The organism is Paenibacillus sp. LjRoot56 (assembly GCF_964253335.1).
GTDB lineage: Bacteria > Bacillota > Bacilli > Paenibacillales > NBRC-103111 > Paenibacillus_E > Paenibacillus_E allorhizoplanae.
In genome coordinates, this window is record NZ_CAXURV020000001.1 from 1,531,220 (window position 1) to 1,545,366 (window position 14,147).

The 14,147-nt window shown below is 47.8% G+C and carries 9 protein-coding genes; 7 read left to right on the forward strand and 2 right to left on the reverse strand.

The features are described 5' to 3' along the window. Positions 1 to 60 precede the first annotated feature (60 nt). The 3 genes from ACSQ8O_RS06920 (at position 61) to ACSQ8O_RS06930 (ending at position 9,373) form a co-directional block, all read left to right on the forward strand. The gene (locus ACSQ8O_RS06920) at positions 61 to 2,286 is read left to right on the forward strand and encodes an FAD-dependent oxidoreductase (protein ID WP_436240968.1); all 2,226 of its coding nucleotides are present in this window, start codon (positions 61 to 63) and stop codon (positions 2,284 to 2,286) included. A 7-nt stretch (positions 2,287 to 2,293) separates the two neighbouring features. Continuing rightward, positions 2,294 to 3,502, forward strand: coding sequence for a GDSL-type esterase/lipase family protein (locus ACSQ8O_RS06925; protein WP_436240969.1), 1,209 nt, complete (start codon positions 2,294 to 2,296; stop codon positions 3,500 to 3,502). Positions 3,503 to 3,802: 300 nt separating this feature from the next. After that, a complete protein-coding gene (locus tag ACSQ8O_RS06930) occupies positions 3,803 to 9,373 on the forward strand; it encodes a hypothetical protein (protein WP_436240970.1) in 5,571 nt (1,856 codons plus the stop codon). A gap of 75 nt (positions 9,374 to 9,448) precedes the next feature. Here the strand turns inward: ACSQ8O_RS06930 and ACSQ8O_RS06935 are convergent, their stop codons facing one another. Next, a complete protein-coding gene (locus ACSQ8O_RS06935; RefSeq protein ID WP_436240971.1) occupies positions 9,449 to 10,225 on the reverse strand; it encodes an AraC family transcriptional regulator in 777 nt (258 codons plus the stop codon). 124 nt (positions 10,226 to 10,349) lie between these two features. Here ACSQ8O_RS06935 and ACSQ8O_RS06940 point away from each other — a divergent pair, with 124 nt between their 5' ends. Both ACSQ8O_RS06940 and ACSQ8O_RS06945 read left to right on the forward strand, forming a co-directional pair. Next, the gene (locus tag ACSQ8O_RS06940; RefSeq protein ID WP_436240972.1) at positions 10,350 to 11,408 is read left to right on the forward strand and encodes an amidohydrolase family protein; all 1,059 of its coding nucleotides are present in this window, start codon (positions 10,350 to 10,352) and stop codon (positions 11,406 to 11,408) included. Between the two features lie 15 nt (positions 11,409 to 11,423). After that, the gene (locus ACSQ8O_RS06945) at positions 11,424 to 11,774 is read left to right on the forward strand and encodes a Rieske (2Fe-2S) protein (protein WP_056608733.1); all 351 of its coding nucleotides are present in this window, start codon (positions 11,424 to 11,426) and stop codon (positions 11,772 to 11,774) included. A gap of 240 nt (positions 11,775 to 12,014) precedes the next feature. Here the strand turns inward: ACSQ8O_RS06945 and ACSQ8O_RS06950 are convergent, their stop codons facing one another. Then, entirely contained in the window at positions 12,015 to 12,188 is a 174-nt protein-coding gene (locus ACSQ8O_RS06950; RefSeq protein ID WP_436241960.1) for an AraC family transcriptional regulator, read from the reverse strand. A 164-nt stretch (positions 12,189 to 12,352) separates the two neighbouring features. Between ACSQ8O_RS06950 and ACSQ8O_RS06955 the strand changes: the two genes are divergently transcribed. Together ACSQ8O_RS06955 and ACSQ8O_RS06960 are read left to right on the forward strand one after the other, a co-directional pair. Further along, entirely contained in the window at positions 12,353 to 13,303 is a 951-nt protein-coding gene (locus tag ACSQ8O_RS06955) for a carbohydrate ABC transporter permease (RefSeq protein WP_436240973.1), read from the forward strand. Positions 13,304 to 13,316: 13 nt separating this feature from the next. Continuing rightward, the gene (locus tag ACSQ8O_RS06960) at positions 13,317 to 14,147 is read left to right on the forward strand and encodes a carbohydrate ABC transporter permease (RefSeq protein WP_056608742.1); all 831 of its coding nucleotides are present in this window, start codon (positions 13,317 to 13,319) and stop codon (positions 14,145 to 14,147) included.

Genomic DNA, 14,147 nt, shown 5'->3' on the forward strand with positions numbered 1-14,147 from the left:
AATAAACGGCGAACAAAAGGCTTACCATGATAGATGTATCTAATCATGGAGGTTATCAAAATGGAGCTTATTAAAGCGGATGTAACCGTCGTAGGCGGAGGTATTGCTGGGCTATGTGCTGCCATTGCTGCCGCTCGTCAAGGGCTGCAAGTGTCACTTATTAATGATCGGCCAGTTCTTGGGGGGAATGCCAGCAGCGAGGTTAGGGTTCATATCAATGGGTCTGCCTACCTTGGCAAAAGTCCATCCTATTATGCACGTGAGGGCGGATTAATAGAAGAGCTCAAATTGAAGATTTTCCACTATAATCCGTTATATAACAAAAAGCTTATGCTTTCACTTTCGGATACGGTCTTGTTGGATATGGTCTATGCTGAGCCTAACATTTCGCTATTTCTGAATACATGCGTGCATGAAACGGGGATGGAGAATGGCAGAATCAAATGGGTGGAGGGCCTCCAATTGGCTTCCGAAAAGAAATTCCGGTTTGAAAGCCGAACCTACATCGATTGCTCCGGAGACGGGGTTGTCGGATTTCAGGCTGGCGCTCTCTTTCGATGGGGGAGAGAAGCGAAGCATGAATACAACGAAAACTTGGCCCCAGAAGTGGCAGACCACTACACCATGGGAGACACGATCCTTTTCCAAGCACGCGACGTAGAATATGCCGTTCCGTACAGGAGGCCGGGCTTTGCGTATGATATTACGAAGTTGCCCTTTTTTGAAAGTATCAGAAAAGGTTTGAACCATCGTGCTTTTCCTAGAAAAATCAACGGACTCGGCGGCTTGTGGTGGCTGGAATACGGCGGGCATATGGATGTTATCGCAAATAATGAAGACATCGCATTGGAACTGCGGAAATTGGTTTACGGGATTTGGGATTATATCAAAAATAGCGGCGAATTTGATGATGTGGACAATCTCATCTTGGATTATGTTTGTCCCATTCCGGGAAAACGGGAATCGAGGCGATTTATTGGGAATCACATGTTGTCTCAGAACGATCTTACCGCAAAGCCGCATTTCGATGATGCTGTATCCGTCGGGGGATGGTATATGGACTTACATGCTGCGAAGGGCATTTACGATGAGGGACCGGCTACAGCCTGGAATTTCGTGCCTGGCTTATACAATATTCCTTTTCGGAGTTTGTTCTCCCAAAATGTACCTAACCTCATGTTCGCTGGTCGCAATATAAGTGCTACGCATGTTGCTTTCGGATCGACAAGGGTAATGGCAACCTGCGGTTGTATGGGGCAGGCAGTCGGAACAGCCGCTTCGTTATGTCTGAAATATGACGTAGACCCCGCTGACATCGCCCAAGCTCATATGAGAGAGCTGCAGTCGCTGCTGCTTCGAGACGGGCAAACGATTGTAGGGCTTAAAGAAGAATTGGATCCTTACTTCGCTGACGGATTACACATTCATGCTTCGTCTCAACGCAGCTATGAGAATCTTCATCCGACCGAAGAGATTCCCTTGGAGAAAGGGTTATGTTTGGTTTTGCCGATCGAGACATCCGTGGCGGAAAGCGTACGGGTCAAAATTAAAAATAGCTCCGAGCATTCGGAAACGCTGCATGTGAAGTTGTTTGGTGGGGATCGGAAGGAAAACTATATTCCAACCAGCCAGTTGAAAGACTATAACTTAGCTATTGCAGCTGGTCATGACGACTGGATTACGTTGGACTTGGGCTTGGAGAAGCCGGCAGACGATAAAATTTACATCGTACTGGAAGGAACGGAGAGCCTTGCCGTATACGGTAATGAAGAGAAACTGACAGGAGCGGTCAGCTTCCATTATAGGCCGGAAGAGCCGTCCAAGCTGAAGAAATGGGGTAAGAGCATCTGCTTTAAGGACCTGCTGCCACACCAGAATATGTACAATCCTGAGAATGTCGTCAACGGTTACTCCAGACCTTATGGTCTGCCGAACGGCTGGATTTCCGAACGTACGGAAGGACAGGAGTGGTTGGAGCTTTGTTTTGCAAGCCCTAAAAGTCTGGATGAAATTCATCTCGTATTCAATTCACAGCTGGATTTAGAGCATTTCGACGATCCGATCGAGCCGCTTATCCAAGATTATGATGTGACCTTGACCCTAGAAGACGGAACCGAGAGTGAAATCAGTATCCGTGGAAATTATCTCACGTTGAATAAACATAAGGTGGATGCGAAATGTGTAACTCGAATCCGGATTCATTTCTGCGCGACATACGGTTCGCCTTATCATGAAGTGTTTGCTGTGAAATTGTTTGCTCCAAAAACGATTAGTGAGGTCAGGTGAAGTCACGATGCAGGAATTCTTCCCTCGAAGAGGGTTACCTAATGTTATTCAGAAGTTGGAAAATGGGGAAACGGTGACAATCGTCTATTTTGGCGGCAGTAATACGCGTTCTGCAGGGTATCGGGTCATGACGGCGGACTGGCTTCGTGAGCAATATCCTGAGGCGGATATCCGCAGTGTGAATGCAGGCATTGACGGAACTGGCTCGGATTTGGGCTGTGCCCGTTTGGAGACGGATGTGCTTCGTCATCAGCCTGATCTCGTGTTTGTTGAGTTTGTCGGCAACGATGGGGGAGTGCCCGAGTCCAAGGCGCGGATTGAAGGTATTGTCCGTCAGATCCGCAAGATGAGCCGGTTTACTGATATCCTGTTCGTTTATACGCTGAAAGAGCGAGATGTGGCCGGATTTCAGTCCGGGGAATACCAGAAAGGGGCTCTTATGCAAGAGGAAGTAGCCGATTATTATGGTATTCCTTCGATTCATCTGGGGGTAGCGGTCAGTCAATTAGTGACGGAAGGAAAGCTTGTTTTCACTTCAAAGGCAGGAGAGTCTTTTCCTGGGGCTGTTGTTTTTACGCATGATTCGATCCATCCACTAATCCCTGAAGGACACCAGATTTACACGGATACGATCACCCGGTCATTTGAGAGGATTCGTGAACTTAGGGCTAGTTCGGGACGTGTTGAACATAACCTGCCTCAAGCCACCTTGGTCCCGTCCAATCCGTGGGAGTACGCATCCATGCAGCCGCTGGATGGTCTTGCCCATTTATCGGCAGGATGGTCTTACGTGACGCCCGATGATTTTGAGCTGGCCCGTAAGTACGATTGGTTGTTCCCCGGCCTATGGCGGGCAGTCGATCCTGGAGAGGCGATCACGGTGCAGTTCGAAGGCACGCACATCGGGCTGTTCGATATCGGGGGACCTGATTCCGGTAGATTGAAGGTTACGGTGGATGGTGGAGAGCCCTTCCTTGTCGACCGATTCACATCCTACAACGATCACAATCGAAATCAATTTGTTTTCTTGCCAGAGCTTCCGAATGGAAGACATACGGTTCGCTTCGAAATCGATAACGAGAAGACAGACAAAGCGGCTGTGTTTGAGGCATCCGGTAACGAGCGAAGCAGGCAGCATGTCCAGGAGCATCCGGATTGGTATGATCAAACGGTGATCCAGCTTGGGAAGTTGTTGTTGGTGCAGCCGCCCGTATAATGGAGAGGCTTAGCTTCTTGGAAAACCTGCATGGTACCTGACTGCTGCCCAGCAGTCTATTACCATGTAGGTTTTTTCACTTAAAATCTTATAAAAAATTCTAGAAATCGAAGAAATTTCACGGTTAGGTTACATGCTATGCTACAAAAGACGAAGGAGATTACCAGAAGGATATGGTTAATCGCTTCGTAACGATCATTCTAACAAAGGGGGGTATTATTGTTTATGTTGAAAGCGTTGTCAATAAATGGAGAGGATGTGAGTTATATGATAAAAAGGAAGCTGCTTTTAATCGTTTTAATGATGACAATGATAGTGCCATTAAGTTTTTTCGGAGTAAGCCCCGCTAATGCGGATTCCTTACCGAATAAGACGATCATCATCGATGATGGGAGCATCACGATTGATGGTGTTGTGACCTCGGATGCCGATAACATGAATAACGGATACTCGGCTCCGAATTGGACCACAAGTACAGGTGTGAAGGGGTATGATAACTCCAGTTCCAAATATACAAGTACAGTAGGCAGAACCATAACGTGGAATCCACGATTGGACGCAGGGACGGCGAGAATATCATTCTACAAGCTGGATTGGGCGGATAAAGCAGATAGCAATGTAAAAATCGAAATCGTTCATAATGGCACGACGGATGTTCAATTTATAGATTTGAGACCTTCATTCGGGGCGGCTGTGGGTTGGGTTGATTTGGGAGAATACTATTTTTCGGGGATTGGTGAAGAATTCGTTAGATTGACCCGGTCTACCAGCAGCACCAGCACGATACTAACGCGTGCGGACGCGGTTAAGTTCGAAGGGAATATTCAGCAAAAAGAGCCCCATAAGACGATCATTATTGATAATGGAAGCATCACGACGGATGGTGTTGTCACCGTTGATGTGGATAACAAGAATAACGGATATTCAGCTCCTTATTGGAGCACTAGCACGGGGGTAAAGGGTTACAATAATTCCAGTTCCAACTTTACAGATGCTGTGGGAAGAACCATCACCTGGAATCCGCGATTGGAAGCAGGAACGGCGAAAATATCGTTCTACAAGCTGGACTGGGCGGATAAAGCGGATAGTAATGTGAAAATCGAAATTGTTCACAATGGGATTACGGATGTCATGTTTATGGATTTAAGGCCATCATCAGGTCCATCCGTCGGTTGGGTTGATTTGGGGAACTATTATTTTAGTGGTGATGATACTGAGTTTGTCAGGTTGACACGAACACAACCTACAACTGGAACAATCATTACGCGTGCGGATGCGGTAAAGTTCGAAGGGAACATCCGGCAGCAAGCGCCACCTTTGCCTCCGCTGCGCAGCCGCACATTGGCGAATCTCAATTATACGGAAAAAGGCAGCATTGAAAACGCAAACTATAAGGCGACTTTCTATGAAGCCGCTTGGGATGGCGGCAAGTCCATCGTTCGTGATCTGTTCTACAAGGACACGGGGACAGGGAACTGGGTGCCAATTAATACTGTGCCGGAAAGACTTGAAGAACAATGGGTCTTATTGGATGGGAATGCGGGAAGTCGAACCAATTACTACGATACGATGAACAAACGCTGGATTACATTCGACGGGATCCATTTCCCTGATAGCCATACGGCCGTATTAACCGATTCTTTGCATGGAAGCGATTACGATTTACAAGTAAACTGGTCCTTGGCAGGGGACAAACCTGATGTTTCCTTTGCTTTTACACCTCGCCGGAACGGCAATTATGTGATTGGCTATCAATCTTTCACAACAGAGCTAGTTTCTGGCATCAATGAAGTGTTAAGTGGTTTCAGGTCGCATGCGAAAATGGTAGGATCAGTTGAATCAACTAGCTTGAGGGAGTTAAGTGCTCCGATGAGTCTAGTTGAGAAGAATGATGGAGCTGGGAATGCTATATCGTATGGCATATTTGCACCATCTGAGGAGCTGCCGGTCGAGTTTGAACCGACGGGTGGCGTTTCCCAGCAACGGCTTGGCATGAGTCTTGTCAACAACGAAGGCAGCGTGCAGCCGATCCTTTATGCGCCTCAACTAGGGACTTATTCACAAATGACCGCTGAAAGCACCTATCAGTTTCATATGGGGCTAATTGCTCAGAGAAGCAAACTGTATGAAGCCTACGAGGATATTCTCCGCAGTGAATACGACTATTCGGCATACCGGGAAAATGTCGCGGATCAGTCACTTACTGATGCGATGTTTAATATGATCGATCTGCTCAAGATCGAACCGCAGGGGGATGACTCTGTTAATTATGTCCCATCACCAAGCGGGTGGTGGAACCGGGCCAAGGGCTTCATTGATATCGAGAACGAGGATAGCGTTCGAACAACATCGAATGCGGCTCTTCTGGGGGCTTATTATTTGACTGGGGACGACCAGCTTTACAATACGAGGGCGTTGCCGTTAATTCAGTACGGGGTATCGCGAAATGGTATCGGTTGGTCGCCTACACAGAAGCCCGTATACAGCGTACCATCGTTATGGAAAATGGCAACCTTGCCGTTCGACGTTTCAAGCGTAGCCGCTGTCAATCAGATGCTGGGCACTTCGGCAGGGATTGGGGCGCTGGGGCAGGAAGAGTACCTTGTACGAGATCCTGATCAGAAAGATCGAGGGCCTGTCATTCAACCACTCATGATGTATCGTATGACGGGGGATGCGCAGTATCTGCAGGATGCCAAGGATGCAGCTGACAGCTATATCGCTCAGAATATTGATACACCTGCAACCACGAATGTGAGTAAAAATGAGTTTATCTATTATTATAGCAAGCTGTGGATGGAGATCTTGGAGCTGTACGAGGAAACGCAAGATCCCAAATACTTGAATGCCGCGTACAAGGAAGCCAAACAGTACGCTACCATGTTCGTAGCTCGTCCGGTTCCTGAAGGCTCCGTTACGATTCCACAGCCGGAGACGTATAATTACGCGGAGTCGTTCCATTGGCCGGAAAGCGGGAAATACGACTATCCTAGAAGCAAGCTTCCTGAAGATGTAGCTGGGGGCGTACAAGCGGACAGTTGGCTTGTTTCTCCCAATGGGCTGACGTTTGAAGCGGGAAGTACAACTGGCTATTACCGGATGAATGCGCAGGAGGCGCCATTCATGATGAGATTATCGCTCTATACAGGCGATAAATTATTGCAGGATATCGCTCATAATGCGGTCATCGGACGATATTCCAACTATCCAGGGTATTACTATAAGGGTTTTGCCGTTAGTCAACTGGAACCAGATTTTCCACTGGAGGGCCCAAGCGGGGCTACATCCATTTATTATCACCATATGCCGGCACAGCTCGGGCAAACGATGGATTATTTGATCACCGAACAATCACTGAAATCGAACGGAAGTATCTCCTTCCCTTCCGTATTTGAAACTAATTTTTTATGGTTCAAATATCATCTCTATGGGAATAAGCCAGGTCAATTCTACGGCAATTCCAACGTTTGGCTCTGGATGCCCAAGGGGATTATTCAGACCAACCATCCGCAATTGAACTGGATAACGGGAGAAAGCGGAAATAAATTCTACATCAGTTTAAGTAACGAATCGACGTCTGAGGTACAGACTCCGATCGCATTGAATGCGCAAATGATCGGGTTCAATCCAGCACAAAATTATAACGTAACCATCATTCGCGATAATGGCACACCAGAACAAACGATTATGAGTGGCGGAATCATTCAGGCCACGGTTTCAAGCAAAGGAATAACAGCTATCATTGTGGAGGGACTTAACATTGATGTGCCGCTGCATCAAGTTAGAACGGCCGATACATCGGATGCAAGCTATTTCTTCGATGTCCACAGTCCAATAGATGCTGTGAAAGGCATGCTCATCGTCAAGCCCGACGAAACGTCCTACGATGCTTACGTGGAGGCAAAAACGACAAAGCCAGCGACGATTCATTACTCCTTGGATGGCGGGGCCACGTACACGACCGTTCCAGATACGATATATCCGATGGAATGGTCGATACGGGTAAACGATTTATCCCGAACGTTCACTTATTATGTGGAATCGGACGGCAAACAGACCCGCAAGCGGACGCTATATTTGCCTGATCACGTAGCAGTAACGCCAGTCCAACCGGAATGGCAGGATGGATCATCCATCATTGTGGATAATACGGAGGCGGATACTGAAGGGGTATGGATTCGAGATACAACGGCCAATGACTACTACTACGATAACTATGTATATGCCAAATCAACTACAGGCACAGCAACGAGCACAATTAAATGGCGGCCAGAGCTGCCGGAAAGTGTCACTTATAGCGTGTATTACAAACTGCCGCAAATAACCGCTACAAGTGAAAATTGGGCAACAAATGCTACTTTTACCGTTTATTATAGCGGGGGCTCCGAGACGGTTACCGTTGATGAATCCATAGCCAATGGGACGTGGGTATTCCTAGGAGCTTATCCTTTTGCAGCAGGGGATAGTGGGTATGTCGAATTAACGAATAAAGCCAACAAGTCACGGGTAGTTGCCGATGCCATGATGTGGGTGGACCCTAATAGGGCGCTCCAATTGGAGTCGGTGGTCATCCAGTCGAATCAGGATGAATTGCAGATGACTCAAGCTGCTCAACTGAATGTAACCGGTTATTTGGATAACGGACTGATCGGTGATCTGACCCAGGCCAATGTGCAGTATTTCGTTGATAGAACCGATCTAGCTGAAGTGGACAGCAACGGTGTGTTGACCCTTCAAAGCTTGGATGGAGTAACAGATCATATCTCGGTGTGGGCCACGGTAACGATGGACGGAGTGACCTTATCAACACCACATTTGACCATAGCAATCAGGGATCTAACGGTTATCGTCGACAGCACGAATACGGCTGGGTTATACACGACGGAAGGGTCTTGGAGCCAAAGTAATTTAGCCGGCTACAAAATTGGAGTTAAGTCCCGTTACTCGACTGTTCAAGGATCGTCGGCGACATGGAAGGCCCAATTTCCAGAGGGGAGATATGCGGTCTCTATTTACAAGCTTGTCCATACGACGGCAAATGATAATCATGTCAAAGTGGAAGTGAAGCATCAGTCGGTTACCGAGGTCACGTATCTCGATGCGACAGTAGGCTCGTCGGGTTGGGTTAATCTTGGCACGTTCGACTTTACAGGAGACGGCAGTGAGTATGTTCGTTTGACCAGGGAGACTGCGACTACAATAGATCCGCCAACCCTTCCTGCGGATATGATTTATACGAGGGCTGATGCAGTCAAGTTTGAACGGCAATCCTTCAGCGCAGCATTGTTAGCGAACAACGCACCAGATAAACCGATACTATCGAATAATAGTGGTTATGCGTCAGGCTTACATGATGGCAATTATGAGGTTACGATGAATATGTGGTGGGGGAATAATGGCTCACTGTATAAGTTGTATGAGAATGGCCAATTGATTCAAACGAAGTCACTGGCCGATGCATCACCAGCAGCCCAGACTTCTATTATTCCGATTCAAGGGAAGCCAAACGGAACCTATGTGTATACATGTGAGTTATCGAATTCGTACGGAACGACTTCATGTGATCCACATACCGTCATCGTGAGTGATGCGAATCCCGGCAAACCTGTGTTGTCCAGTGACAACTGGGATCAAGATGGGAACTATCACATTACTGCTAATATGTGGTGGGGGACGAACGGAACAACGTATCATTTATATGAAAACGGCGTTCTTATCGATACGCAATCTTTATCTTCACACACACCAAGTGCCCAATCGGCAATTACACAAATTTCAGGCAAAGCTCCTGGCACTTATCAATATCGCGGCGAGTTTATGAATGGAAGTGGAACAACGGTAAGTGATGTTATACAAATTGTTGTAAAATAACCCTAAGAGCTGAGTGGATGAGAACGATCCATTCGGCTCTTTTATTTCTTTTGGTCCTCATAGGGCAGTCATTGATTACATTTTCCCGAGCTTTAATGAGTGGGAAGGTGGATGCCCGACGATTTTCTTATACATGTAGTTGAAATAGGTCTGGTCGCAGTATCCGAGTGAATCCGATATTTCCCCGATAGTCATATTCGTCGTCAGAAGCAGCTCCCTTGCGGCGGAGATACGTATCTCATGCATATATGCTACCGGCGTTCGCCCGGTCACTTCCTTGAACACATTCGAAACATAATTCGGGCTTCGGTCGACATGCTGGGCTAGATCGTGTATCCGCAGAGGTTCCCGATAATGCTGAACGATATATTGCTGGAGCCGCAGCGCTAGACTTCGACGCGAGGAGGAGAACGTTCCGTTCGTTAATTCTCGCTGCACAAGTCCAAGTATCTCCGTCAATATGCCTTCGGATATCATCTCGTAAAAAGGCATCTTGCCGATCCAAGATTCGTTGAGAACGGAGAAGCGCTGCTTGATGTAGTCAAAACCGATCGGGCGGTATAACAAGTAGGGCTCCTTGCTGAATCCGGTTAGCTTATCGAGAGGTAAATCACTAAAATGGGCGGAGTACATATGGTGGGGCTCGCTCTCATCGGCTTCCGCAGCACGCCATGTACCTTGGGTCAGGAACAGCCCCTCCCCTTTTGAAATGCATAATGTCCTGTCGCCAATTGTATAGCGTACTTTTCCCTTCACGACGAGCAGCAGAATATGATGACGAGTCGGGCCCAGGTCCACATGCCAATTCGATCCGGCCGGCTGTTGGTCGAATATGATATGTTCGATCTTCATCAGAAACGTCTCCCCTCGGTCGTTTAAAAATCGTAGAATCCTTAAAAAAATTGTATGATTACCAATCGTAAACGCTATCCAAAGAAAATACAATAAGGACAGACGAAGGAAAGGGGTTTGATGTATGAACAAGGAAATGAAATGCATTGATGTCGATGTCCATAACGACCTGAAGAGTCCGCAAGAATTGCTGCCGTATTTGCCAGAGCCGTGGAGATCTAGAGTAGCGAGCTCGGGGCTCGGCTTACCTGGACACGGATATTGGTCTCCGGTCGGGGTCGTCCGCAAGGATTGCATTCCGCCTTCCGGAGGACCGTCTGCTTCCGATCCGGATTATCTCGTTAAGGATCTTGTCGAGCAGTTCAACATGGATAAAGTGATCCTAACGGGCAACTTGACAAACTCCTCGACGATCCATGATCCGGATTACGCAGCAGTGCTCGTCTCGGCCTACAACGATCATATTGTCGCCGACTGGCTGCCGAAGCACGAATCATTCCGGGGTTCGATCACCATCGCTCCGCAGGATCCGTCGCTCGCTGTGAGGGAGATCGATCGGCTGGCCGATCATCCGGCAATGGTACAAGTTCTCATGGGCAGCGCGCAGCGTGCAGGGCTCGGACAGCGCCAGTTCCATCCGATTTACGAAGCAGCCGAGCGGCATGGTCTGCCCATTGCCATTCATCCGGGGGGCGAAGGCTCAGCAGGGATGCCAGCCCCGACGCCAGCAGGTTATCCAACCCGTTACCTGGAGTGGCATACCTGCCTTTCGCAAAATTATATGGCACATCTGACCAGTCTCGTCTGCGAAGGCGTATTCGAGAAATTTCCGAAGCTGAAGTTCGTGATGCTGGAGGGCGGCATCGCTTGGCTTCCGCATCTCATGTGGCGGCTGGATAAAAACTACAAGGCATTGCGTTCCTCGGTGCCATGGCTGAAGCGGCTGCCGAGCGAATATATCAGGGATCACTGCATGTTCTCCACACAGCCGATCGAGGAACCAGATGACCCTAAGCAGCTGATCTCGATCTTCGATATGATCGATGCCGAGAATATATTGATGTTCTCCAGCGACTATCCACATTGGGACAACGATATGCCGACGGAGATTTTGAAGCGGCTTAGCTCCGAAGCGCGGCAAAAAATATTTTACGATAACGCCAAAGCGTTGTATCGCATATAGGAGGGGAGATGAACAATGGCAATCCATTATGTAGCTGAAGCGGATGATATTTGGGAAGGCAAGAGCAAGATCGTGGATGTCGAGGGCCGGTCTATCGGAATCTACTGCGTAGGAGGCGAATATTACGCGCTGCATAACAGGTGTCCGCATGAAGGCGCTCCGTTGTGCAAAGGTCCGGTTTGCGGAACAACGCTGCCGTCCAAGGTATACGAATACGAATTCGGCCGCAATGGCGAGCTGGTGCGTTGTCCTTGGCATGGCTGGGAATTCGAGATCAAGACTGGGAAATCGATCTTCGACGAGAAAGTTCGAACGAGAAGCTATAAGGTTCAGGTCGATAACGGCAAAATTGGGATCATCATTTAGAGGAATTCTTCCTGTCGTCCAAGAGGATTTTATCTCGCGAATATTGCTCGGGGAATATCGGGATGACTTGTCGATCGCGTATTATTCCAAAGAAATCGCGTTTGCCTGTGAGCTTGAGGGTGCGCGCGCCGTGCTTGTGGTCGAGTATCAATATCTGGCAACTATACCTTCAGCATGTCATACTTGGGCACCTATCAGGAGAAAACGGGAATCTTGACAAAACAACCTCTCACGGGCTGTCTAGCCTTTGGGAGGTTGTTTTTGTCGATATTGCGTCGGCGTGATGCCGACCGCTTTCTTGAAGAGCATATAGAAATACCCGGCGCTCAGAAATTCACAGCAGTGATTTTGAGAGGAGAGGACTATATCATTTAACCTAACGGGGTCCAGAATTTCTCCAGTTATGTGCAGTATATATAAAGTTTAAGGGGGGGATTGTCGAAAAGGGTGGTGCTATAATGGCGTTACCAATACAAAGAAGGGGGCAATACCCATGAATACTAGCGTGAAGCATTGGATTTCCTCGTTGGGGCTACGAGGCCTTCTGCCAGCAGATGGAATAAAGGAGGTCGGAAGGGATGACTGATTTATCCGTAAAGTCTGACATCACTCCGGCTGTAAGTGTGAGAGCCCTAAACCCCTTTCGACTCTTTTGGAGAAAGTATGGCGCCGCGTACCTCATGCTGCTGATTCCTGTTTGCTGCTTTGTTATTTTTTCCTTATACCCGATTGCTTGGGCGGTTAAATACGTTTTTTATTACTATGATGGAGTTAGGCCGGAGCGGTTTACGGGGCTGGCAAATTTCCGAGGACTGATGGATGATCAAATTTACTGGTCTAGCCTCTGGAAGCAGGCTCTTTTCTCCCTGAAAATCATCCTTGAGCTTCCTCTGGCCTTTATGCTGGCTCTGTTCCTCAGTTCGCAAATGAAAGGAAAAAATGTGTTTCGGGCCATGTTTGTTATGCCTTACATTCTGCCGGCCTCAACGATGGCCTTGGTGGTTTATATCCTGCTGAACCCGTATAACGGGGGGCTTAATCAGCTGCTGCTCGCCTTAAACCTGATCGATCAACCCATTGCATTCCTGTCAGGCGGGTGGACAGCTTTTGTTAGCGGGATGGTTTTAGACGCCTGGCAGAATTTCGGGATCAATATGCTGCTTTTACTTGTAGGTCTGACCAGCATTCCGAAGGATGTCTATGAAAGCGCTGATATCGACGGAGCTACGGGGTGGACCAGGGTGCGTTATATCTCCCTTCCAATGATGGGGCGGATTCTGCAGATGATTTTGTTCCTGTCTATTCTAGGGACACTCAAGTCGATGGGCCCCTTTCTCGTCCTTACTGATGGTGGACCGAACTATGCTACCGAGCTGACCTTCTTGTATATTTTTCATCAGTTTTTCGGAGGAGATACAGGCACCAATTATGGCTACGGGGCAACGGTCGCGGTGTTTACCGCACTTATCCTGGTCGTGATATCGATAGGCTACTTCAAGTTGACTAAGAAAATGGATTATCATAATTAAGGAGGACAGCAAAGTGAAACATCTGTTAAAGTGGTTAAAGTATGTAATTTTGTCTGTCGTCGCCATCCTAACATTGATTCCGGTGCTTTACGTCTTGTTTTATTCCTTCAAATCCAATCAGGAACTGATTACAGGTGGCGGCTTGCTACCTAGGAAGTGGATATTCTCCAACTATTCGGAGGTATGGGAAGAGCTGAATTTCTCCCTGTATTTCTATAACTCGGTGGTTTTTGCTACGGTTAGCTCTGGGCTGAGTGTGTTTATGGGGGCGATGTCTGGGTATGTTTTTGCCAGAACCCAATTCCCTGGAAAACGACTACTCTCTCTGTTGGTTATCGGGGTGATGTTCGTCAGCCTAGGTCCGATGACTTTGTTTCCAAAGTTCAAGCTCGCCGTGGATTGGGGATTGACGAACAGTATTTTTACGATCCCACTTGCTGCCTTGTATGGTTTGGGGGCTAGTGTTTTCCTGTACGAAGGCTTCGTTAAATCGCTCGGCAAGGAGATGGATGAGGCGGCAATTGTTGATGGGGCATCCTATTTCAAGCGTTTTTATCGACTGACACTGCCGTTGATGGCTCCGATTACCGCTACTTTTTTCCTGTTGGAATTTATTGCGGAATGGAACACTTATATTTTCCCATTAGTCATGAGTATCGGTAATCCGGATACCAAAACACTGACTGTAGGTGTGGTTGAACTGCGGAATATGGGTTCTGGAGCAGCAGCCTGGAACTTGTTGCTGGCGGGCTCGATGATTTCGGTTATTCCCGTACTTGTCGTATTTATTGTTTTAAACCGGCAAATTGTAGGTGGACTTGCGCAAGGTGCTGTGAAGGGTTGA